Genomic DNA, 23,179 nt, shown 5'->3' on the forward strand with positions numbered 1-23,179 from the left:
TTTTCGGAACGTTGACGGCGAACAGAAAAAGCTCTCGAAATTTCTGAAAATACGAAATAGTTTCGGTCAAAATCGCTAGGGAGCCCGCTATGAAATTCGCCCGCCCATTGCCCAAATACATGGTCACACGTTACCATGGCTGGAAGGCCACAACCTATTCTGAAAATCAAAGCTGGTATCGCCGTTTGGCTGACGAAGGGCAGCGCCCCCGCGCAATGATTATTTCGTGCTGTGATAGCCGAGTACATGTGACTTCGATCTTTGGGGCTGATCAGGGCGAATTTTTTATTCACCGCAATATCGCCAACCTAGTCCCACCGTTCCAACCTGACGGGAACCAGCACGGGACATCTGCCGCGATTGAATATGCGGTAACTGCGCTAAAGGTTTCGCACCTTGTTGTGCTTGGCCATTCCAGCTGCGGCGGTGTCGCGGGTTGCTACCACATGTGTTCCGGTAACGCGCCAGAACTAGAGGAAAAAGGCAGCTTTGTTGGACGCTGGATGGACATCCTGCGCCCCGGCTACGAGGCCCTACCTGAAGGCGACGAAGAAACCCGTCTGCGCGCACTCGAAAAAGGCGCAGTTCTTGTTTCGCTCGACAATTTGATGAGCTTCCCGTTCGTCGAAAAGGCCGTCAAAGACGGATCGCTTTCGCTGCACGGTCTGTGGAATGACATCGGCGAAGGTACGCTGGAATGCTACGACCCCGCGAGCGACAAGTTCGAGCAGGTCTAATCAAACACCCCAGTCAGCCGATTGCATCTCGCGTAGTCGGCTGGCCGTACGTTCAAACTCGAACATCCCTTCTCCCTCAAGATAGAGCACCTCAGGTTCAGCGGCAGCGGAACAAATCAGCTTGGTCTTGGCCTCATAGAGGGCGTCGATCAGGGTGACAAAGCGCTTTGCCTCGTTGAAATTGCTGCGCGACAAGACTGGGATATCTTCGAGGATCAAGACGCGCGCAGCCTCGGCCAAGGCCAGATAGTCACCAGCACCCAGAAACTTCCCACACAGATCGTAGAATTTCGCGCGGGCAACGCCGTTGTGAAACTGCGGGATTTCAACCTCGCGGCCTTTGACGTGCAGAACAAGCGGCGCGGACTGGCCATTGATCAGCCCATCCCAAATATCTGCGATCGCTTTGCGCGCATCAGCATCGATCGGTGAAAAATAGGTACGCGCACCCGCCAAGCGATCCTGACGATAATCTGTTGCACTTACCAATTCGTGGATCACCATTCGTTCTTTGATCAGCCCAATGAACGGTGTGAACAACTGGCGATTCAATCCATTTTTATATAGATCATCGGGCGGCCGGTTAGAGGTGGTGACAACCACAACACCTGCGGCAAACAATGCCTCGAACAAGCGCCCAACGATCATTGCGTCAGTGATGTCAGTGATCTGCATTTCATCAAACGCGAGAAAACGGACCTCTTGGGCCAATTTAGCCGCGACAGGCGCAATTGCATCATCGACGCCGCGCTTGCGGGCCTCGGTCATTTCGGCGTGAATCCATTGCATGAACGCGTGAAAGTGCTGCCGACGTTTTGGGACAGATACTTGGTCATACAGCAAATCCATCAGCATAGATTTACCGCGCCCAACGCCACCCCACATATACAGGCCTGGCACAGGCGGTGGCGCCTTGCGAAAGAACCCTTTTTTGACAGGAGTAGCGAGCGCCTCGCGTACGCGCTCCAATTCAGGAAGCACGCCAATTTGCGCGTCGTCACTGCGTAGGGTGCCGTCATTGACGGCTGCTTGATAAGCCTGTTGTACCGTGGTCATAACCGCTGAATATCCCGCGCAAATCCCAAAGAAAAGTATCGGGTACAATTTCGCGTTTGACTTTTGACCGCTTCCGGCCGGAAATGTGCGAATGGAACAGAAATCGCCCCTTATCACGCCGGTGCTGATCGCCGGCTGCCTGATCATCATGACTGGCTTTGCTATTCGCGCGTCATTTGGGGTTTTCCAAATCCCCATCGCCGAAGAGTTCGGCTGGCTACGCTCTGATTTCAGTCTGGCGATTGCAATCCAAAACCTTGCATGGGGGATTGGGCAGCCGATCTTTGGCGCCATCGCCGAAAAAATTGGCGACCGCAAAGCAATTATCATGGGTGCCGTGGCCTATGCTGCGGGGCTATTGCTATCGGCGGGCGCTACGACACCGGCCGCGCACCAATTCTACGAGGTTCTGGTCGGGTTCGGCATTGCGGGTACTGGTTTTGGCGTGATCCTTGCTGTTGTGGGACGCGCTGCATCGGACGAGAACCGATCAATGGCGCTGGCCATTGCCACTGCGGCAGGATCAGCGGGACAAGTCATTGGCGCGCCTTTGGCGGAATACTTGCTGGGCTTTTTGACATGGCAGCAGACGTTTGTCGTCTTTGCGGTCATGATCCTTGCGGTACTGGCTGTATTGCCCATGATGCGCAGCCCCCAAGCCACTACAAAGGCTGAGCTGCAAGAATCCATGGGGCAAATCCTAATGCGCGCGTTCAAGGACCCATCCTATACGCTTATCTTTCTGGGGTTCTTTTCGTGCGGCTATCAGCTTGCTTTTGTCACCGCGCATTTTCCTGCGCTCGTGACCGAGATGTGCGGCCCACTTGACCAAGGGGGGATTCTCGCACAGCTGGGCATCACCACCACCAGCGCGCTAGGCGCGGTTGCGATTTCATTGATTGGTTTGGCCAATATTGCCGGGACCCTGATCGCAGGCTGGGCGGGCAAACGCTGTTCCAAGAAATACCTTCTTGCAGGCATCTACACCGGGCGCACCATCATCGCCGCGCTGTTTATCATTTTCCCAATCACACCGCTGACTGTGATCCTGTTTTCCGTAGGCATGGGCGCATTGTGGCTGGCGACGGTTCCGCTGACTTCCGGTCTGGTCGCGCATCTCTATGGGCTGCGTTATATGGGGACGCTCTATGGTATCGTCTTTTTCTCGCACCAATTGGGATCATTCATGGGCGTTTGGCTGGGCGGCAAGCTGTATGACATCTACGGCACCTATTCGCACGTCTGGTGGCTTGGTGTTGCCGTCGGAGCGTTTAGCGCAATCGTGCACCTGCCAATTAAAGAAAACCGTGCAGCGCCTGTCGCGGCCTAAGCGCTAGGCGCGCATCGTCTTGCCAATCGCCTGCATCATCTGCGGACAATGCGTATAGGGCATCGCATGATCTGCGCCTGCGACGACCTCTTGCATGACATCCCGATGCCATTGCGCCAAGATACCCAAGGCACGAATTGGGATTACCTCATCATTTTCCGCCCAGATTGCAGCGGTTGGAACATCCATACGGGAAAGCTTGCGGTGATCTTCTTCTTGGATTTCTGCCAGCAAACCACGGCGGCTTGATAAAATCGACGGTAGATACCCGCGCCGCTTAAGTTCAATGCGTTGCGCAGCATAGACGGTATTTGCCATTTCGTTTTCACCGTCGCGCGGTATGGCACGACGCGCGCGCCGACGGGCGCGCACCCCGTGAACCCAGTCTCCGACGATAGGAAATCTGCGACAAAAACGCGAAAAATCGCTTTCTTTCGTCATCACGCCAGCCGGCGCGACAAGCACCAGTCGCTTAATGTAATGCGGGTTATCTGCGGCAAAGGCCGTCGCGATTGCACCACCCATCGAATAGCCGACCAATGTAATGTCTTCGCCGACGCCCTGATGCGCCAGCAAATCGTGGAGCTGCTGCAAAAAGAACCCCCGGTCCTGACGACCGCCCACAGTATCTGACAAACCACGCCCATATAGATCATAGACCAGCACGCGATATCCCATTTCGCCCAAACCTTGGGCCAAGCCTTCGACAGCAACGGATGATGTCGAAACACCATGTACAACAACGGCAACGGGCCCACGCACAGGTCCGACCCACCGAAAATGCGTGATGCCTTGGCTTAGCCCGGCATATTCCCCGGTAGATTTGCCCCGCTCTGCATCGGTGACGGGCTTGCGTCGCAATTCAAGAAGAAGTGGCAAGGCCGCAATTATTACGAACACCCCAATTAAGATGAAATACGACATTCGTTCCCGTCCCGTTAAATTGACTAACCGGTATTCCCGGCCAGCCAAGCCGCAAGAATGTAGCGGCTCACCATCAAATCTAGATGCGCACCGCCACCGTTCTTGAACAAAGTAATCTCGGTATCATCGCCGCGCACAAATTGATCTAACCGATAATAGTCTGCGACGATATGGTCTTGCGCAATTGCCCCATTTTTGAGCGGAATATTGATCTCGCCGATGTGATCGACTGTGGTATCAAAACTATCGACAAAGACACGCGCGCGCTGCAGCGCAAGATCATCCGCCTCGCGCATATCGGGACGGTAGGCACCGATCAGGTCAATATGCTGACCGGGGCGCAGCCATTCACCTTTGATCAGCGGTTCGGTCGACATGGTTGCGCTGGAGACAATATCCGCGTCGCGTACCGCGCTTTCTAGATCGTCGGCAATAAAGACATCCGGATACGCGCGTTTAAATCGATCAGCACCCTCAGCAGAGCGGTTCCACACCGTGAATTGCGCCTCGGGAAAGGCAGAGGCATATGCCGCCCGCAAAGCGTGACCAACCGTGCCCGCCCCAACGATAAGAATGTTTTTGCTATCGGGCCGCGCCAATCGACGCGCCGCAAGAAGACTATCGCCCGCTGTTTTCCATTTCGTCACCAGATGGAAATCAACAATTGCCTCAAGCGATCCATCTTCGTCCGAGAAAAGGTTCACTGCTCCGCCGACCATTGGCTTTCCAGCGCGTGGATTACCCGGAAAGACAGTCGCACATTTCACCGCCAGCCCCATACCCGCGATCCATGCAGAACGATTAAGCAGGGTATTCTCATCGCGATAAAGGAACACATCCTTGACCTCGGCCTTGGGCAACGAATGTCCAGCCACCAAAGCATCCGTCAGCGAAAGCCAGTTAAGCTGGGCCTCACCTTCGGCGAAGGGAATCATAATCGTCATTGCGCAGCTTCTGGGGTTAGTAGCCCCTCGGCAACCAGTCGATCCGCCCATCCCTGAGGATGCTCAAACAAATGGGTCTGCCAACCACGCGCGGCAGCGGTCGCAATATTGTCGGCGCGATCATCCGCAAAAAGCAGCGATTCGGCCGCGATCCCACAATCTTGCTCGACCATCTCGTAGATACGGTGGCCGGGTTTGACCTCTTGTAGGTGGCCAGAAATATAGCGACGGTCAAACTCCTTGAGGAATGGGTAAACTGGCTCGGCCAAGTCGAACGTTTGGATGCCAAAATTGGTCAAGGCGAAGACTGGCACACCCGCCTTGCGCAACGCACGCAGCAGACGCACGGAATGCCCGATGGTTGGTGTCGCCATTTCCAGCCAGTTGTCGTGCCACATGCGAATTTCGTCACGCCAATCTGGGTTATCCTCTGCCGCAGCATAGATTGTTTCGCGGAAATTCTGGCCGCGATCGACCAGATCATTGATCCCGTGTAGATCAACCTGCGCGAACATCGCTTTGCGACGTTCTTGGCCAATTACACGGTCATAGTAACGCTCTGGCTGCCATTCAATCAGAACATTTCCAATGTCAAAGACTACCGCCTGAATATCCGCCATCTTGGCCCCTCTTGATTTACTTAGGGCCACCTTATCAGTCGCTTATGAGGTGTAAACGGTTGACTTCGTTAACCTGCCGCTTGTCGGACCAATCTCTCCAAGGCGTCCAAAAAACGCGCACGATCCGCTTTGCCGAACGGCTTGCCGCCGCCCTGACGAAACGGATCTGCCGCGCGCATATCTGCCATCAAATCGCGCGTCGCGAGCACATTGCCAATATTTGCTTGGGTCAGTGGCTCTCCGTTGTGTTTAAGAACCAATGCGCCATTTTCGATACAGCGCGCTGCCAAGGGAATGTCACCGGTGACGACAACATCGCCTTTGGTCGCGCGGTCAGCAATCCACATATCCGCAACATCAGGTCCATCCGGCACGACCACGGTTTCAACAAAAGGATTCTGCGACGGGCGAATACCGCCGTTTGAAACCACAAACATCCTGAGCTTGTGGCGCGTGCCGACGCGTTCGACCTCGGACTTTACGGGGCACGCGTCGGCATCCACATAGATCATGCGTAGAGCGCCTCTGCGTGAAATGTGATGTGATCTTCCATGAAGGTCGCGATAAAGAAATAGGAATGATCGTATCCCTTTTGCAGGCGAATGGTCCCCTGCTGCCGCTTTGCGGCCATTGCTTGGGCAAAGGCCTCTGTCCCGAGCAAATCACCGAATTGGTCATCGGTGCCAGTGTCGATCAACAGTGGCCCATCAAATCCTGGGCCTTGCATGAGAACACTCGCATCATGCGGACCCCATTTGGATTCATCTGCGCCCCAATATGCCGTGAATTGTTTGCGGCCCCAATCGCTCTTGAGCGGGTTACAGATCGGCGCAAAGGCAGAAACTGACCGGAACCGCCCCGGCAACGCCATCGCCATCGTAAGCGCCCCGTGGCCACCCATGGAATGGCCGCAAATCGACTGGCGCTCCATATCGAGAGGGAATTTTTCGCCGACCAGCGCAGGAAGCTCTTCGGCGATATAGCTCCACATTTTGAAATGTTTGTTCCAAGGCTCTTCGGTCGCGTCGATGTAGAAACCAGCGCCCTGCCCCAAATCATAGGCCTCGTCATCGGCAACACCTTCGCCACGCGGGGAGGTATCTGGAAAAATCAGGGCAATGCCCTGCTCTGCGGCCCAAGCCTGCGCACCAGCCTTTGTCATTGCGTTTTCATGGGTGCAAGTCAGGCCAGACAGATACCACAAGACCGGCACGGGTCCCAATGCCGCCTCTTCGGGTAGAAATACCGCGAATGTCATTTCACAATTACACAGGTCAGACTGATGCGAATAGACGCCCTGCGTTCCACCGTAGCAGCGGTTCTCAGAAATGGTTTTCATGCTCGCCCCTTTTCTCAATTGCGAAATGGCTATCCCAGCACTGGCCGCTTGTCACCACTCTTGGTTAGTCGAAAGTGCCCTTGACCCGCGCCAGCAACATAAAGGCACGCGCAGTTCGGGTTTCGCCCAGCGCAAGCAGATCCTCGTCAGATGCTTCAACGGCAAATGCCGCCATAAGCTGATCAAAACGGCGCAAAAAATGCGACACAGAATCGCGGAATATTGTGTCTTCTTTCAGCCGATGGGCCGTTGGACCCAAATGCGCAGGATCATTGACCCGGCCAAGCCCGGCAATCCCCGGCCCACGTTCTCCGCCGGCAAACCGACGCCAAAGCGCAGCAGGCGCGGGATCGGCCTGCAAGTCATCCATGTAAATCCCGTCTTGCGACAGCAGCGTCAGAACATCCTGGCTAGATTGCACGATTTGGCGCGCATCTGGATCACGCAAGGCACGACGCAACGCAGCAAAGCCTTCGGTATCCGCCTCATTATCTGGGAAATTCAATGCCCGCGTTAAGTCAGCATGTGTCAACTGCTCGGTTGGAACAGGTGGCGGCGAAACGACCGCGGTTTCAACGGCTGCCTGCACAGGCGCGGACTTTGGCAGTGGCGGTTCACGCCGCGCCGTTGACGTAGCAGGACGCTGTGGCGCAGGCTGGCTCGCCCGCGTCTGACGCAATGCATCCAATGCCGCTTGCATCCGAAATGCTTCATCACGTGCGGCGCGTTGTGATCGCGCTGCGAATGCCACGATTGCTATCATCCCGACAGGCAAAAAGATCGCAAACAGAAGCATAACGAAACGCAAGCTGTCAAAGCCTGCGTCCGTAACGATCTGCGGGGGTAAGATCAGGAAAAACACCCCGACCAAGACAACCCAGCCCAGCCCCATCCCTAGGGCGGTGCGGTCAAAACTCGTTAACCCATCCGAACCAGACGTCATTCCGTTCTTTGGCCCGTTTTCCATTTGAATGCACCTTTACTGGTACTTGATGCTCAGAATTTCATAACTACGAACGCCACCGGGGGTGCGCACTTCGACGCTATCGCCTTCGTCCTTGCCGATCAACGCGCGGGACAATGGGGACTGCATGTTCAGCTTGCCGCTTTCGATGTCGGCCTCGTATTCACCGACAATTTGATAGGTCTTTTCTTCGTCGGTTTCTTCGTCGACCAGTTCAACGGTCGCACCAAATTTGATTGTGCCAGATAGTTTGGCAACGTCGATCACATCAGCGAGCGAAATCACACCCTCAAGCTCTTTGACGCGGCCTTCGATAAAGGACTGCTTTTCCTTGGCAGAGTGATATTCAGCATTCTCGGACAGGTCGCCGTGCTCACGTGCTTCGGCAATTGCACGAATGATGGCTGGGCGCTCGACGGTCTTGAGATGCTTTAGCTCTGCATCCAATTTGTCAAAGCCTGCGCGTGTGAGTGGGATCTTATCCATAGTGCATTCGCCCCCGGAAGTTAAAAAGTGTCAATCGAACGTTCATAGCCTAAGTGGGGTCATCAAAGTCAAGTCCTTGCCGCGCGCAGATGTCGCGACTTCAGGTTTTGACGTCGTGTCTTAATTGCCCCACAATCATGCATCAGGTAACCCTTGCTGCAACCGAATAAAAGGGGGCAGCGGTCCCAACAAGTAAAGGAAGTCCAGATGGCCGAAGTCGAACGCGAAGCGATGGAGTATGATGTAGTAATCGTTGGCGCGGGGCCTGCTGGGCTATCAGCGGCGATCCGCCTGAAGCAACTGGATGCGGATCTGGACGTCGTCGTTTTGGAAAAAGGCTCTGAGGTTGGGGCGCATATTCTGTCCGGTGCTGTTCTTGACCCATGCGGGTTGGACAAACTGATCCCCGATTGGAAAGAAAAAGGCGCGCCGCTGAACGTACCAGTCGAGGCAGACAACTTTTACATGCTGGGCGAAGCGGGCCAATTGCGCATTCCAAACGTGGCGATGCCACCGCTGATGAACAACCACGGCAACTACATTGTATCAATGGGCAACGTCTGCCGCTGGATGGCTGAACAAGCCGAAGAGCTTGGCGTTGAAATTTTCCCAGGGATGGCCTGTTCAGAACTGGTTTATGGCGAAAACGGCGAAGTCAAAGGCGTTGTCGCTGGCGAATTCGGCAAAGAGGCTGACGGCTCTCACGGGGCGAGCTACGAACCCGGCATGGAATTGCACGGCAAATACGTCTTCCTTTCCGAAGGTGTACGCGGCTCACTTTCAAAGCAGGTTATCGAGAAATACGCGCTAGGTGCCGGTCACGACGTGCAAAAATACGGCGTCGGGATGAAAGAAATCTGGGAAATTGATCCCGCCAAGCACAAAGAAGGTACAGTCACCCACACTATGGGTTGGCCCTTGGGGGGTAACGCCGGTGGCGGATCGTTCATCTATCATCTTGAAAACAATCAGGTCTACGTCGGTTTCGTTGTTCACCTGAACTACAAGAACCCACACCTGTTCCCTTACATGGAATTCCAGCGCTTTAAACACCACCCAATGGTTGCTGATCTGCTCAAGGGCGGCAAACGCATCGCCTATGGTGCACGTGCCATCACCGAAGGCGGCTATCAGTCCATGCCAAAGCTGACCTTCCCCGGCGGCGCTTTGCTGGGCTGTTCAGCAGGCATGGTCAACGTTCCGCGCATCAAAGGGAACCACAATGCGATGCTGTCAGGGATTGCCGCCGCCGAGGCCGCCGTCGCAGCATTCAAAGATGGCCGTCAAAGCGACGAGTTAACCACATATGAAACCGAAGTACGCGAAGGCGAAATCGGCAAAGACCTGAAAAAGGTTCGCAACGTCAAACCATTGTGGTCCAAATACGGGTTGCTGGCCTCACTTGCGATTGGCGGCATGGACATGTGGACCAACACCTTTGGCTTCTCACTGCTGGGGACCCTGCAACACGGCAAATCCGATGCAGACGCAACCGAAGAGGCCAGCAAGCATCAGGTGATCGACTATCCGAAACCCGACGGCACCTTGTCATTTGACCGGCTCACCAACGTTTCCTTCAGCTTTACCAACCACGAAGAAAGCCAGCCCGCGCATTTGCACCTCAAGGACCCATCAGTGCCGGTTAACATCAACCTGCCCAAATACGCCGGCCCCGCCGCACGTTACTGCCCCGCTGGCGTCTATGAATACGTCGAAGAAGAAGGCAAAGACACACGCTTTGTCATCAACTTCCAAAACTGCGTCCACTGCAAAACCTGCGATATCAAGGACCCAAGCCAGAACATCACCTGGACAGTCCCCCAAGGCGGCGACGGACCAAACTATCCAAACATGTAATCGCATAGGCCCCCAAATCGGGGGCCTTTTTTATTGACGGGGTGCTATTGTTCAGCACCCGCTCCATTCACGAGCACTTTCCCCTTTCCACTAGCGATAAGGTGTAATTTTCAGCAAACTCATCGAAAGACTTGAAATTTTAAGGTGCCCTATGACTGCAGACAATCCCAAATGGGGAAGCGTGGCCGCACGTTATCTCGCAGACCATTTGCCCCGCTCTACAGAAAACCGCGGATGGCATCATATGTCGTCGACAGCATATCAAATCGGCTGCACGGCATTGGTCAAACTGGGCTACGCAATCGAAACCGAATGGGGCGCAATCGAAAAAGAATTACCAGAACTCCCGGCCGTCTTTCCGCGCTGGGATGATATCTGCATCGCTGTTCTTTGGCTCGCAAAACAACAAAACCAACTTAGCTTCAGGCAGCCGGATGGCTCTGTCCCACCTGTTCAATTTGCCAATGGTCTCGTTCTCCAGAGAATGGGTGAAAATACCACTCCACCACCCAATATTTCTGGGGCGTTAGGGCTCGGCCCGGCACACTGCACTCCAGAAACATTTACGGTGCTTGAGCAACTTGACCTTGTCGCGGAAGGCACGTGGACACGAGGTTCTGTGTCGATACTCTGGCGCACATCACCAATGCAGTGGCAACTCGATTTTCAAACGAATGAACGATTTTTGACCGCCGTACAAAGCACTATCGCGACAATTCCAAGTGATATTGCAGGACAGATTGCGCGCCTGATCAAGATCGAAAAAACACAGATTGACGAACACATCGCGCTACATGCGATGCGGTTCGAAGACACCCGTCAATCATTCGGCCTACTCGACCGGATGACGAGTGCTTCAACCCCGGAAATCGCGATTAAATCAATCGAATTTGCACGCATTAATGCCCTCAACTGGGTATTCTTTCGTCATTGGCGTATAGAAGAAGGATGGCTCAAGAAGCGCGACGAAATAGCCGCGCTCCCAATCTTTCACGACAACCTGGCAATCGCGATGCGTAGGGCAGTCATTGCTTCGCTGTACCCTACACTACCGCAGTTCGCAAAATAGCGGGAATAGCCCACGCCGCGTCGTAGGGTGGATCTTGATCCACCGTCATTGCAACACGTAGCCAGACGGCCAAGTAAAGGTGTAGTCAAGCCTGACTTCCTCGGTTTCACCTGCCCCAAGTTGGAGGTCCCATTCCAGTATTCCGCGCTGCCCGTCTGGGTTCACGCGTGTGACGGTTGGTTGGGCAGTGATTTCCAGCTGCAAATCGTCCTGTTCTGAATAGGGGACGGCGTCGCGCAGCAAGATTTTCCAATCTCGGTTCGTGACGTTTTCTAACGTGATAATCGCCTCTTCAGTCAACTGGTTACTCGACGAGAATACACCCCGATCACCCTCAGATCGATTAGGAACGACCCGGCTCAATAAAATGCCATCTAACGGCCCAAAGCCCATAGTCTGATCTGCACCAGCAGCGATTAATGGCAAGTGAGAACCGCCAATCATCGTACCATCGACAAACAACATCGCCGTGCCGGGCAACAGTGTCTCTTGGGTGGTGTTGCTGAACTCAGCCATGCGGTAGGCGATGTGATCGCGGCTTGGCGCGGCTTCCGCCCAGATATCGGCATCAAGGGTGATCCGATCAAGCGGCAGGCGCAGGTCTTCGACCCCGTTGCGCACAGTGACGCGCCCCGGATAGCGGTAGGTCACGGCTGCGCCACTAAGATCAGCCTGCGCTCTGAATTCAGGTGCTGGGACTGCTGGCGACGCCATCGCCTCGGCGATTGCGGGTGCATCTTGCGACCTGAACAACGTCTTTGCGCGCTCTAGATCCTCTTCCGAGACAATTCGACGTAACGGTGCCCAGACGCCACTTGGGGCGATTTGTTCGCGCGGCCGCGCCGTCGATAAAGTAAGTGTCACGTCATTCCAGTCCTGACCGCTCGCCTGCGAAATGACGACCGAGCGATCGATACCAAGGGTCGGCGCATCACCAGTCGTCAAGCGCATGTCATAAACCGGGGACCAATTCGCGAAACCTTCATAGGTGCTCAGGTCAATTGCAAAGTCGCCAGCCTCGGCGGCCAACACCGTAAAGGTCAGCACCGATCCCTGCTGCTCGGGCGCTATCAACGCGTCAAGTCTGCGGCGCGCCTCATCCAACGCCTCTTGGTCGTCTTCGCGCGCGCGCTCTGCGGCTTGTGCCTCTTGCTCTGCGTCAAAACCTGACTGGCGCGCAGCGAGGGTCTCATCCCCGACCATTTGCGCCAAAGCACGGATATCCGCAATGCTTTGCGCGGTCAGCGCCTCACCCGCGGTCGCCTGTGACAACCCGCGCAAGAATGCGATCTGCTCCTCTGCTGCAGCGATCCGCAAGCGAATTTGATCGATCTCAGCGTTTCGCTGGCGTAGCTGCTCCTCAAGGCGTTCCACTTCGTCCTTGGCGGCCTGAACCTCAGGAGTGGTCAAGTCGGGGGTTACAGGCAACCGGCCTTTTGCGAGGTTCACCGCGCCAAGTTGCACCTCGTCTGGGGCAGATATCCGCAATCCTTCGGTCGCGAGTTGTTCAGGTAGGCCCGCAACAATAATCTCGTGCTGGCCCTCTGGTAATTCCAAGGTCACCTGCCGCGTCACATTCGCCAAACCAGGATAGATCGTGACGGCATCAACACGTGCCTGCACTGTAAACGTATCTGCAAAGGCCGGAGCGCTAAGCGCGATAAAACTTGTCATCAAAAGTGAACGATACATCTAAGTTCTCCTATCAATGTCGCATCCTAACATGTGACTCTTTGACGGCTGCGGCTAGGCGATCCTTGGAAGAATTTTTGAAAAATTCTTCGCCCCAGATTGACCTTATCTCTTAGGCAACCCACACATTCCTAACGCTTTGACGCAAAGGCCAATCATGAAGCAAACGTCCACGCAAAACCAAAACGCTAATATTGTCGGCAGTCTTTGGATGATTGTGGCGATGGCTTGCTTTGCGATCGAAGATGTTTTTGTCAAAGCTGCTGCTGAATTTTTACCTGTCGGACAGCTCTTGATCTTCTTTGGGCTGGGGGGCGCGGCGGTATTTGCCATTGCTGCTCGTGCGACAGGTACCTACCTGTTGAACCCAGATGTGCTCTCGCGCCCGATGCGCATCCGTGTGGTGTTTGAAGTATTGGGCCGCCTCTTTTACGCTTTGGCAATCGCGCTGACACCACTGTCGTCAGCGACAGTGATACTTCAAGCGACACCCATCGTTGTGGTGGCCAGCGCCGCGTTTTTCTTTGGCGAACAGGTTGGTATCCGCAGATGGATGGCGATTTGCGTTGGATTATTGGGCGTGTTGATCATCTTGCAGCCCGGCAGCGATAGTTTCACCCCACTATCTATTCTTGCCGTGCTGGGCATGTTGGGTTTTGCCGGTCGCGATCTGGCAAGCCGCGCAGCGCCCATGTCGTTGGGCACTGCTGTGCTCGGCTTTTACGGCTTTTTGGCGGTCGTAGCGGCGGGCATACTCTATTGGTTTTACGAAGGCATGGTTTTGGCCCCCATCACGGTTCGGGCCGCACTTTACCTCGTGGGCGCGTCACTCGTCGGCGCGGCCGCCTACGCCGGCTTAATGAAAGCCATGCGCACAGGCGAAGTCTCTGCCGTGACCCCGTTTCGCTACACAAGACTATTGTTTGGCGTGGCCTGTGGCCTGTTCATATTTGGCGAAACGCTGAGCCCCAATATGATCATCGGAAGCCTGCTCATCGTTGTGTCAGGATTGATCATCCTATGGCGTAGCCGCCGTTGATAAATACCTAGACGATCAGACAAATCCACAAAAAAGGGCGCCCCAAAAGCGCCCTTTCGTGAATTCAATTGAGGCAGCGATTAACCTTTTTTCAAACACTCACGCCCCAGCAGCTCTGCGATTTGGACGGCGTTCAACGCCGCGCCCTTGCGCAGGTTATCAGAGACGCACCACAGGTTCAGACCGTTATCAATGGTGCTGTCTTGACGAATACGGCTGATGAATGTCGCGAAATCGCCAACGCATTCCACTGGCGTGACGTAGCCACCGTCTTCGCGCTTATCGATCACCATGATGCCCGGTGACTGGCGCAGAATTTCGCGCGCTTCGTCTTCATCGAGGTGGTCTTCGAATTCGATGTTGATTGCTTCCGAATGACCAACAAAGACCGGCACGCGCACACATGTCGCTGTCACTTTGATATTCTTATCGACGATCTTTTTGGTCTCAGCGACCATTTTCCATTCTTCTTTGGTCGAACCATCGTCCAAGAATACGTCGATGTGCGGGATCACGTTGAATGCGATCTGCTTGGTGAACTGTTTTGCTGGTTTGTCATCAGTCGGATTGTACATCGACTTCGTCTGATCCCACAGCTCATCAATACCGCCTTTGCCCGCGCCAGATACAGACTGATAAGTGCTGACGACAACGCGCTTGATCGTGGCCCGGTCATGCAATGGCTTCAACGCCACAACCATCTGAGCGGTCGAACAGTTCGGGTTCGCGATGATATTTTTCTTGGAATAATCATGGATCGCGTCTGCGTTTACTTCTGGCACGATCAACGGAATGTCAGGGTCGTAACGATACAAAGAAGAGTTATCAATCACGACACAGCCCGCAGCGGCGGCCTTGGGTGCGTGCACTTTGGTGGCTTCGGAACCAACAGCAAACAGCGCCATGTCCCAGCCTGTGAAATCAAACGCCTCGAGGTCTTGGGTTTTAAGGGTCTTGTCGCCAAAGCTCACTTCGGTTCCCAGCGACTTACGGCTGGCCAAAACGGCGATTTCCTCGATCGGAAATTCACGTTCATCCAGAATGTTCAGCATTTCTCGGCCCACGTTTCCGGTGGCGCCAACGACGACGACTTTATAGCCCATAGGATCTGTCCTCTTTGTGCGGTTGCTGCGTGTTACACCGCCAACGAAATAAGGAAAAGAGCAATCCGTCAGGGATGATCTGCTCTACACAGGAAGAGCAGTCGTATTCCGTACGGTCCGCAAAGCAAACGATGATTGCATCTGTGCAACCCCCGGCAAGCGCGCCAGATAGCGGCGATGAATGCGCGCAAAATCTTCGGTATCGTTGGCAACCACCTTAAGAAGATAGTCGGCCGTTCCCGCCATCAGGTGACATTCCAATACATCCGGGACAAGCGCAACAGCCCGTTCAAAGGCGTCAAGAACCTCATCCGCCTGACCACTGAGCGTGATTTCAACAAAGACCGTTGTCGGCAACCCCACTTTGCGCGGATCGACAAGCGCGACGTAGTCGCGAATATAGCCTTCTTTTTCAAGTCGTTGCACGCGCCGGTGACAAGCTGACGCCGAGAGATTGGCAACCTCTGACAGTTCGGCATTGGACATGCGTCCTTTCTTTTGCAGCACCTGCAAGATTCGACGATCTATGCTGTCCAACTCCATACGTGCAAAATCCTGTCGTAATTCACGCTATTAGTGCATAAAATTACCGCAGATATCACAAACAGCCAACACGAATACGTCACATATTGCGCTAGAATTGCGCAAAGCTTGTTTTTTAACGAGGATGGTAACGATGCACATAGGATGCCCCAAGGAAATCAAACCCCAAGAGTTTCGTGTCGGTTTGACCCCTAACGTCGCGCAAGAGGCAATTGCCCGCGGCCATACTGTAACGGTCGAAAAAAATGCGGGGGTTGGCTCGGGATTTCCTGATGAAAGCTATCTCGCGGTTGGTGCCTCAATCGCCGAAAACGCGGCGGATATTTTCGCCATGGCTGATATGATTATCAAGGTCAAAGAACCCCATCCCGAAGAACGCGCAATGCTGCGTGAGGGGCAAATTCTATTTACGTTCCTGCACCTTGCTGCCGATGCTGAACTGACAAACGACCTGCTTAAATCCGGGGCCACCTGCATCGCCTACGAGACGGTAACCGACGACAGTGGCGGCCTGCCGCTGCTGGCCCCTATGTCCGAAGTCGCCGGACGGCTTGCTCCGCAAGTTGGCGCTTGGGCGTTGCAGCGTCCAAACGGTGGGCGTGGCGTATTGATGGGCGGGGTTCCGGGCGTTGGCCCTGCAAATGTATTGGTTATCGGGGGCGGCGTGGTCGGCACCCAAGCGGCCCGCATCGCCGCAGGCATGGGAGCAGATGTGACCGTGCTTGATCGCTCCATTCCGCGGCTAAGGTTTCTTGATGAAACATACGGCAACCTATTCAAGACGAGCTATGCCAGTGCCGGAAACGCGGTTGAGCTCGCACAAAAGGCAGAGCTTATTATCGGTGCGGTGCTTGTTCCCGGTTCGGCAGCGCCTACGCTGATTAAACGCACTCAGCTCTCTATGCTTAAGCGCGGCACAGTTCTAGTCGACGTCGCGATTGATCAGGGCGGCTGCTTTGAAACCTCTTGCCCGACAACCCACGAAGACCCCATCTATGAGGTTGACGGCATCATTCACTACTGCGTCACCAACATGCCAGGCGCAGTAGCGCGCACATCGACGATCGCTTTGGGCAATGCAACGATGCCGTTCATTTTGGAAATCGCGAACAAGGGATGGCGACGCGCCTGCGATGAAGATGCGCACCTGCTTCGGGGACTGAATATTCACGCCGGAAAGCTGACCTACCCCGCTGTGGGCAAGACCCTCAACATGGATGTGCTGTCCCCTGTTTTGGCTCTGACAATATAAAAGGCCCGCCGGAAACCGACGGGCCAAATCTTGCCGAGAACAAGAGGTTTACTTCTTCAGAGCGGCCAGAATGTCAGCAAGAAGCTCTTCTTGTGTTGGGCCTTTTGGCTCTTCGGCTGCGACTTCTTCTTCTTTCTTCATCGCTGCGTCTTTGGCGCGGTTCACCATTTTCACCAGCATGAACACAACAAATGCGATGATCAGAAAGTTGATCACAGCCATGATGAATGCACCATAAGCAAAGATCGATGCGCCTGCTTCACGGGCCGCTTCGAGCGAAGCACCAGCAGGTACGTCACCAGCCAAGACAGCGTATTTATTGGTAAAATCAACGCCGCCAGTCACAAGACCGATAATTGGGTTGATCAGATCGCCAACCAGCGATGTCACAATCGCAGTAAAGGCTGCACCGATGATGATACCAACGGCCATGTCCATGACATTACCCTTGGCAATAAAGTCTTTGAATTCGTTGATCATGTTTTGTCCCACTTCCTTGTTTGCGCGCTGATCCTACGCCAGCTGCGCTTGTGCGCACATGATTACCCCGATTTGTTCACAAAACCATGGGTTTTATTTTGCGCCATTCCCCCTAAGTGAACTGGGCTAGCTTCAAAAAGGAAACAACCAATGATTGATAGCGCAAAATTTCCAATCACGACACGTTGGCCCGCGCAGGACCCTTCGGTCATTCAGCTTTATTCTTACCCCACCCCAAACGGTGTCAAAGTCTCGGTCGCGTTGGAGGAAATGAACCTACCTTACGAACCCCATTTAGTGACGCTCAGCGATGCGGATGTAAAAAGCGCAGAGTTCCTATCGCTCAATCCCAACAACAAGATCCCTGCGATTATCGACCCTAACGGCCCGGACGGCCCAATCGGTCTATTCGAAAGCGGCGCGATCTTATTATACCTTGCCGAAAAGTCGGGAAAATTCATCGGAACGACAGCCAGCGACAAGGCACTAATCACGCAGTGGCTGATGTTTCAGATGGGCGGTCTTGGGCCTATGTTGGGGCAAATGGGTTTCTTCTTTAAGTTCGCAGGCGCCGATATCGAAGATCCACGCCCCAGAGACCGATACCGCGATGAAGCCATTCGCCTGTTGAAAGTCGTGGATGGGCAGCTCAACGGGCGCGATTGGATCGCGGGCGACTATTCAATTGCGGATATGGCAATTGCACCGTGGATCAACGCGCTAGAATTTTACGGGACCAAAGATGTTGTGGGTTACCACGATCTCAAAAATGTCCCAGCCTACGTGGAACGCTTTTACAATCGTCCTGCTGTGCAAAAGGCCAAAACAATCCCTGACCCGAATAGGTAATTAGGGCAACTTTCCCTTGAGCAAATAGCGCAGAATTTCGACAACTTGTGACGGCTCTTGCACCACGGCAAGGGCCGCTGCATCCACCTCTTTCAGGGCGTGCTGATGATCGTCGCCATGAATGACAATCAGCGACTTACCCAACGCGGCGGCATAGCCCGCATCAAAGGCCGCGTTCCACTGCTTGTACTTTTCGCCAAAGCGCACAACGACCAAATCGGCATTCGAAATCGCATGGCGGATGCGGATAGCATTTAGCTTTGCGCCTTTGTGGTCGTGCCAGAATTTATTGGGTTCAGCCCCCATGATCGCCACGCCGCAGTCATCAGATGCGGCATGATCGGTAATCGGGCCAGTGAACTCAACGCTTAAATCACTGGCCGCCAACATGATCTGATCGCGCCAGTCCGTGTGAATTTCACCCGAAAGATAAACGTTGAGCATCTGTAATCCTATCCAATTACCCGCGCAGGGTTCCGCCAGTTGCCTTAGTCACCTTTGCAACGATTTTGGCGCTGACCGCTTCGATATCCGCATCCTTCAGGGTTTTATCCTTGGGTTGCAGACGCACGGTAACAGCCAATGATTTTTTACCCTCGCCCAGCGCACCGCCAATAAATTCGTCAAAGACGCGCACGTCAGCGATCAGCCCCTTATCCGCGCCAGCTGCAGCATTCACTAGGGTCAGCGCCTCAACATCGGCATCGACAACAAAGGCAAAGTCGCGTTCCACCGCCTGCAAATCAGCAGCCGCCAACGCAGGGCGCGTTGCAGATTTGTTCTTGGGCGTGGGGATTTCATCTAGCCAAACGGTAAAGCCAACAGCAGGCCCTTTGATATCCATTTCGCGCAGCACTTTTGGATGTAGTTCACCAAAGACCGCCAACACCTTTTTCGGACCAAGGCAAATCTTACCGTGACGGCCCGGATGCCACCATTCACGTGCGCCACGCAGGATCTGAACCTTTGCCGGGGCACCAATTGCGGCCAAGACAGCCTCTACATCGGCTTTGGCATCATAGACATCGACAGGGCGGGACGCGCCATGCACGTCTTTGGGGCCAGTGCGGCCAATCAGAATACCTGAAACCAGATTATGCTGCTCGCCCGGTTCACCGCCATGGAATGCAGCGCCGACCTCGAACAGAGCCATATCCATGAAGCCACGCGCCTGGTTGCGGGCCGCTGCACGCAAAAGACCCGGCAATAGTGCAGGACGCATATGCGACATTTCCGAACTGATCGGGTTCTCAAGCATCGTCGCGTCGTCACCACCGCCAAACAGCGTCGCCGCCTTGCGATCGATAAAGCTGTAGGTCACGCATTCGTTGTACCCCAGCGCAGCCGCGGTCCGGCGTGCGTTTTTCTGGCGCAATTGCCCATCGGTCAAAATCGGCTTGGGCACACCCGCATCCATGCGCGGCAGCGGCTTACCTTCTAGCTTTGTCAGTGACGCGATCCGCGCGACCTCTTCGACCAAATCAGCTTCGCCTTGTACATCGGGACGCCAGCTTGGCACGCTTGCCATATTGCCATCGAGACTAAAGCCCAAGGCCGTCAGGGTCTGGCGTTGCGTGCTCTCTGGGATGTCCATTCCGACAAGGCTAATCACGCGCTTTGCGTCCAGCTTGTAGGCGCGCGATGTGTCCGGCACCTCACCCGCTTTGATGACCTGTGAAACTTCGCCGCCAGCGTGATCAACGATCATACGCACCGCGTGCTCTAGCCCCTCGGGGGTAAACGCCGGATCGACGCCGCGCTCAAACCGATAACGCGCGTCAGAATTAATCTTGAGCGCACGTCCTGTATAGGCAATCTGCACAGGGTCCCAATAGGCGCTCTCGACGAACACGTTCACGGTCTCTTCGGTGCAGCCTGTCTCGGCCCCGCCCATGATGCCAGCGATGCTTTCTGGGCCATTGTCATCGGAAATGACCATTTGACCGGCTTGCAGCGCGTATTCTTTGTCATCCAAAGCAACAATGGTTTCGCCGCCTTCGGCACGGTGAACGCGCAAATTGCCCGCGACCTTATCAGCGTCAAATACGTGCAACGGGCGGTTCAAATCGTAGGTGAACCAGTTGGTCACATCCACAAGGAAACTAATCGGGCGCAGACCAATAGCGCGCAGCTGATCTTGCAGCCAAGCCGGGCTTGGGCCGTTCTTCACACCCTTGATCAGACGACCATAAAAGACCGGACAACCATCCAGCGTATCATTGTCGATCGAGACCTTTAGATCAGTTTCAAAGCTGGCGGGAACCGGATCAACGGTAACTGGCTTAAGCGTACCCAACCCACGCGCCGCCAGATCACGTGCAACACCGCGTACGCCCAACGCATCGGGGCGGTTCGGGGTAATCGCAATTTCGATCACCGGATCAACCTTAGCTGGATCATTCGCAGCCAACCAATCGGCAAAGTTCTCGCCGACCTCACCCGATGGCAGCTCAATAATACCATTGTGTTCGTCTGACAGTTCCAGCTCTTTTTCGGACGCCATCATGCCAAAGCTGTCAACACCACGGATGTTGCCAACCTTGATCGTGATATCCAAACCGGGGATATAAGTGCCGGGTTTCGCGAGCACGACAGTGATGCCTTCACGCGCATTCGGGGCGCCACAAACGATCTGCGTTTCGCCCTCGTCCGACTGAACCTTGCAAACCTTCAGCTTATCCGCGTCAGGGTGCTTTTCGGCGTGAACAACCTTGGCGATGGTGAAATCGCGCAGCTTTGCAGCCGGGTCTTCGATGCCTTCCACCTCGAGCCCAAGGTCAGTCAGCGCATCAGCGATTTCATCAACACTCGCGTCGGTGTCTAGGTGATGTTTCAGCCAGGAAAGGGTGAATTTCATGGGTCCGGTCCTGCGGTTTAATTTGGTTGGATTGGGCTTAGCGGATTACGCGCAAATGGGAAAGGGCGTAGGCCCCATCAAAGTTCACGCCCGGCGAGGTCTTCGACCAATTCAAAGGTCTCAAAGACCAACATCATTTCAGGATCAAACCCGCCGTTACGTTTAAAATACGCTTTGTGCGATTTGCGCCATGCGAGCAGAGTGTCATCTTCGCCCTCTGCCAGCGCCATGGCTTCGGTTACGTCGCAAAACCGAATTTCCTCGACGCCCGTGGTGCGGATGACCAGCGCAGGCGTGCCGTCCCAGTTGGCGGCAATATCGCAGCGGCCAACAACGGGCATTGCATCGGGATCATCCTCAAAGTCAGAGAGCGCACCACAGGTCGCGCGTTTCTTGCCCTTGCGGACGAGCGCGATCAGATGCTGGCACAGCTCTGGCCCGTCACCAAACCGAAACGTCCCCGCACCGGGGTATGTGTCTTGCAGGTCTTCAACGTCATTGGTCATGTGGTTTCCATTCAAAACATAGGGCATCGTTCGGACCTCGGGGTGGGTGCGAAGCGCCCTCCCCATGGGGGAGGTCCGGGCGCTGCCCGGCGATACCGGGCCTAACTTTCAAGCGTCAGTGCGAATCTGACTTTGCGATTTTATCTTTCAGATCAATTGATCTCATCAGCTGATCACGGTGCTCTCGCTTCTGACGCAATTTAGCTTTCCGTAAATCCAACAGTGCCCAATAAGGAATAACAGCCACGATCCACCAGACTACAAAAAACCAAGGCGAAACATACCCTAGCGAAATAATAGCCACCGCGGACGAACCATATAGCATGAACTGCCAACGAACTGGACGTTTCTCAATCTGGGCATAGCAGAAGTGATAACATCGAGATATTATATGGCTAATCGCGTACACATGTTTGCCTTACAGCCCACCATGTAGCGTCGGCACTTGCAGCGCGCTAAAGCCATAGTGGCGTAGCCAGCGTAGGTCGCTGTCAAAGAACGCGCGCAGGTCGGGGATACCGTATTTCAGCATTGCAATCCGGTCGATACCGACACCAAAGGCAAAGCCCTGCCACTGATCAGGATCGATTTTGGCGGCTTGCAGCACCTTCGGGTGGACCATGCCGGAACCTAGAACCTCTAGCCAGCCATCGCCTTCACCAACCTTGAGCTGTCCATCAACCCATGAACACTGAATATCAACCTCGGCCGATGGTTCGGTGAAGGGGAAGTGGGACGCGCGGAAACGGGTTTTTACGCGGGCGCCGAAATAGGCGCTAAAGAATTCTTCTAGCGTCCATTTCAGGTTTGCCATGCTGATGTCTTTGTCGATGGCCAGACCTTCGACTTGGTTAAACATCGGCGTGTGTGTCTGATCATAGTCCGCACGATACACGCGACCCGGACAGATGATGCGAATCGGTGCGCCGCCTGCTTCCATACTGCGGATTTGAACGGGGCTGGTGTGCGTGCGCAAAACATGCGGTGGGCGGTCGTCGCCCTCGGCACGGTGTGTATAGAACGTGTCCATCTCGGCCCGCGCGGGGTGGTGGCCGGGGATATTCAATGCGTCAAAGTTATACCAGTCGGATTCGATCTGCGGCCCTTCGGCCACGGCAAAGCCCATGTCGGCAAAGATCGCGCTGACCTCTTCGGTAACTTGGCTAATCGGGTGAATGGTGCCAACGCGACCATCGCGCGCAGGCAAAGTCACATCCAGCCATTCGCTGCGCAGGCGCTCATCAAGCGCCGCATCCGCCAGCGCGGCCTTTTTCGCGGATAGTGCGCTGTTGATCTCGTCCTTCAACGCGTTCAGCGCAGGGCCGGCAACCTGACGCTCTTCTGGGGTCATTTTACCCAGCTCGCGCATTTTCAGGCTGATCTCGCCCTTTTTGCCAACGGCCTGCACGCGCAGGTCTTCGATTGCGGATTCATCCGCGGCGTCGGCAATCAGGGAAAGGTATTTGGATTTCAGATCGTCCATAGCGCGCCTCTTACAACTGTCCCCGCGGTGCTAGCGAAATGGTGCAACG

Annotated in this window: 23 protein-coding genes; 7 read left to right on the forward strand and 16 right to left on the reverse strand. The window is 54.7% G+C overall.

Translation table 11 applies throughout. The annotated features are described in order from the left end of the window. Nucleotides 1-89 precede the first annotated feature (89 nt). Nucleotides 90-737 (forward strand): carbonic anhydrase, encoded by a 648-nt coding sequence (locus TW80_RS09710; RefSeq protein WP_045997215.1) that lies wholly within the window; start codon nucleotides 90-92, stop codon nucleotides 735-737. Here TW80_RS09710 and zapE read toward each other — a convergent pair whose 3' ends face one another. After that, nucleotides 738-1,793 carry a cell division protein ZapE gene (gene zapE / locus TW80_RS09715; RefSeq protein ID WP_045997216.1) on the reverse strand — a complete coding sequence of 352 codons (1,056 nt, stop codon included), beginning with the start codon at nucleotides 1,791-1,793 and terminating at the stop codon, nucleotides 738-740. It lies immediately after the preceding gene. A 91-nt stretch (nucleotides 1,794-1,884) separates the two neighbouring features. Here zapE and TW80_RS09720 point away from each other — a divergent pair, with 91 nt between their 5' ends. Beyond that, nucleotides 1,885-3,123, forward strand: coding sequence for an MFS transporter (locus tag TW80_RS09720; protein WP_045997217.1), 1,239 nt, complete (start codon nucleotides 1,885-1,887; stop codon nucleotides 3,121-3,123). Nucleotides 3,124-3,126: 3 nt separating this feature from the next. Here the strand turns inward: TW80_RS09720 and TW80_RS09725 are convergent, their stop codons facing one another. From TW80_RS09725 to greA, 7 genes are all read right to left on the reverse strand, one after another. Then, nucleotides 3,127-4,047, reverse strand: coding sequence for an alpha/beta fold hydrolase (locus TW80_RS09725; protein WP_045997218.1), 921 nt, complete (start codon nucleotides 4,045-4,047; stop codon nucleotides 3,127-3,129). Nucleotides 4,048-4,070: 23 nt separating this feature from the next. Next, entirely contained in the window at nucleotides 4,071-4,991 is a 921-nt protein-coding gene (locus TW80_RS09730; RefSeq protein ID WP_045997219.1) for an ornithine cyclodeaminase family protein, read from the reverse strand. After that, nucleotides 4,988-5,611, reverse strand: coding sequence for an HAD family hydrolase (locus TW80_RS09735; RefSeq protein ID WP_045997220.1), 624 nt, complete (start codon nucleotides 5,609-5,611; stop codon nucleotides 4,988-4,990). Before TW80_RS09735 ends, TW80_RS09730 begins: the two co-directional genes overlap by 4 nt. Nucleotides 5,612-5,679: 68 nt before the next feature. Further along, nucleotides 5,680-6,123 carry a YaiI/YqxD family protein gene (locus TW80_RS09740; RefSeq protein ID WP_045997221.1) on the reverse strand — a complete coding sequence of 148 codons (444 nt, stop codon included), beginning with the start codon at nucleotides 6,121-6,123 and terminating at the stop codon, nucleotides 5,680-5,682. Continuing rightward, nucleotides 6,120-6,950: an S-formylglutathione hydrolase gene (fghA, locus tag TW80_RS09745; RefSeq protein WP_045997222.1), complete on the reverse strand. Its 831-nt coding sequence runs from the start codon at nucleotides 6,948-6,950 to the stop codon at nucleotides 6,120-6,122. The genes TW80_RS09740 and fghA overlap by 4 nt, the downstream gene beginning before the upstream one ends. 64 nt (nucleotides 6,951-7,014) lie before the next feature. Next, nucleotides 7,015-7,917, reverse strand: coding sequence for a hypothetical protein (locus TW80_RS09750; protein WP_045997223.1), 903 nt, complete (start codon nucleotides 7,915-7,917; stop codon nucleotides 7,015-7,017). 12 nt (nucleotides 7,918-7,929) lie between these two features. Further along, complete coding sequence (greA, locus tag TW80_RS09755; RefSeq protein ID WP_045997224.1) at nucleotides 7,930-8,400, reverse strand: transcription elongation factor GreA; 471 nt, start codon at nucleotides 8,398-8,400, stop codon at nucleotides 7,930-7,932. A gap of 207 nt (nucleotides 8,401-8,607) precedes the next feature. Here greA and TW80_RS09760 point away from each other — a divergent pair, with 207 nt between their 5' ends. Further along, nucleotides 8,608-10,257, forward strand: a complete 1,650-nt coding sequence (locus tag TW80_RS09760; RefSeq protein WP_045997225.1) for an electron transfer flavoprotein-ubiquinone oxidoreductase — start codon at nucleotides 8,608-8,610, stop codon at nucleotides 10,255-10,257. 244 nt (nucleotides 10,258-10,501) lie between these two features. Beyond that, nucleotides 10,502-11,326, forward strand: a complete 825-nt coding sequence (locus TW80_RS09765; RefSeq protein WP_157033245.1) for a hypothetical protein — start codon at nucleotides 10,502-10,504, stop codon at nucleotides 11,324-11,326. A gap of 45 nt (nucleotides 11,327-11,371) precedes the next feature. Here the strand turns inward: TW80_RS09765 and TW80_RS09770 are convergent, their stop codons facing one another. Continuing rightward, nucleotides 11,372-13,018, reverse strand: a complete 1,647-nt coding sequence (locus TW80_RS09770; RefSeq protein WP_045997227.1) for a DUF4139 domain-containing protein — start codon at nucleotides 13,016-13,018, stop codon at nucleotides 11,372-11,374. Between the two features lie 157 nt (nucleotides 13,019-13,175). On the opposite strand from TW80_RS09770, the gene TW80_RS09775 reads away from it, so the two are divergent. Beyond that, nucleotides 13,176-14,057, forward strand: coding sequence for a DMT family transporter (locus TW80_RS09775; protein ID WP_045997228.1), 882 nt, complete (start codon nucleotides 13,176-13,178; stop codon nucleotides 14,055-14,057). An 80-nt stretch (nucleotides 14,058-14,137) separates the two neighbouring features. On the opposite strand, the gene TW80_RS09780 is transcribed toward TW80_RS09775, so the two are convergent. Then, complete coding sequence (locus TW80_RS09780; RefSeq protein WP_045997229.1) at nucleotides 14,138-15,160, reverse strand: aspartate-semialdehyde dehydrogenase; 1,023 nt, start codon at nucleotides 15,158-15,160, stop codon at nucleotides 14,138-14,140. 84 nt (nucleotides 15,161-15,244) lie between these two features. Continuing rightward, on the reverse strand, nucleotides 15,245-15,703 hold the full coding sequence (locus tag TW80_RS09785) for an Lrp/AsnC family transcriptional regulator (protein ID WP_045997230.1): 459 nt from the start codon (nucleotides 15,701-15,703) through the stop codon (nucleotides 15,245-15,247). A 133-nt stretch (nucleotides 15,704-15,836) separates the two neighbouring features. On the opposite strand from TW80_RS09785, the gene ald reads away from it, so the two are divergent. Continuing rightward, complete coding sequence (ald, locus tag TW80_RS09790; protein ID WP_045997620.1) at nucleotides 15,837-16,955, forward strand: alanine dehydrogenase; 1,119 nt, start codon at nucleotides 15,837-15,839, stop codon at nucleotides 16,953-16,955. 48 nt (nucleotides 16,956-17,003) lie between these two features. On the opposite strand, the gene mscL is transcribed toward ald, so the two are convergent. Continuing rightward, on the reverse strand, nucleotides 17,004-17,435 hold the full coding sequence (gene mscL / locus TW80_RS09795; RefSeq protein WP_045997231.1) for a large conductance mechanosensitive channel protein MscL: 432 nt from the start codon (nucleotides 17,433-17,435) through the stop codon (nucleotides 17,004-17,006). A gap of 150 nt (nucleotides 17,436-17,585) precedes the next feature. On the opposite strand from mscL, the gene TW80_RS09800 reads away from it, so the two are divergent. Then, a complete protein-coding gene (locus TW80_RS09800) occupies nucleotides 17,586-18,284 on the forward strand; it encodes a glutathione S-transferase family protein (protein ID WP_045997232.1) in 699 nt (232 codons plus the stop codon). Here TW80_RS09800 and TW80_RS09805 read toward each other — a convergent pair whose 3' ends face one another. The 4 genes from TW80_RS09805 to pheS all read right to left on the reverse strand — a co-directional run bounded on the left by TW80_RS09805 (nucleotide 18,285) and on the right by pheS (nucleotide 23,130). Beyond that, nucleotides 18,285-18,728: a YtoQ family protein gene (locus TW80_RS09805; RefSeq protein WP_045997233.1), complete on the reverse strand. Its 444-nt coding sequence runs from the start codon at nucleotides 18,726-18,728 to the stop codon at nucleotides 18,285-18,287. It abuts the gene before it with no gap. A 16-nt stretch (nucleotides 18,729-18,744) separates the two neighbouring features. Continuing rightward, nucleotides 18,745-21,141 (reverse strand): phenylalanine--tRNA ligase subunit beta, encoded by a 2,397-nt coding sequence (gene pheT, locus TW80_RS09810; protein WP_045997234.1) that lies wholly within the window; start codon nucleotides 21,139-21,141, stop codon nucleotides 18,745-18,747. A 77-nt stretch (nucleotides 21,142-21,218) separates the two neighbouring features. Further along, the gene (locus TW80_RS09815; protein WP_045997235.1) at nucleotides 21,219-21,647 is read right to left on the reverse strand and encodes an ASCH domain-containing protein; all 429 of its coding nucleotides are present in this window, start codon (nucleotides 21,645-21,647) and stop codon (nucleotides 21,219-21,221) included. A 418-nt stretch (nucleotides 21,648-22,065) separates the two neighbouring features. Further along, the gene (gene pheS, locus TW80_RS09825; protein WP_045997237.1) at nucleotides 22,066-23,130 is read right to left on the reverse strand and encodes a phenylalanine--tRNA ligase subunit alpha; all 1,065 of its coding nucleotides are present in this window, start codon (nucleotides 23,128-23,130) and stop codon (nucleotides 22,066-22,068) included. Nucleotides 23,131-23,179 lie beyond the last annotated feature (49 nt).

Origin of the sequence: Loktanella sp. S4079, from assembly GCF_000967725.1 — a bacterium.
Lineage (GTDB): Bacteria > Pseudomonadota > Alphaproteobacteria > Rhodobacterales > Rhodobacteraceae > Yoonia.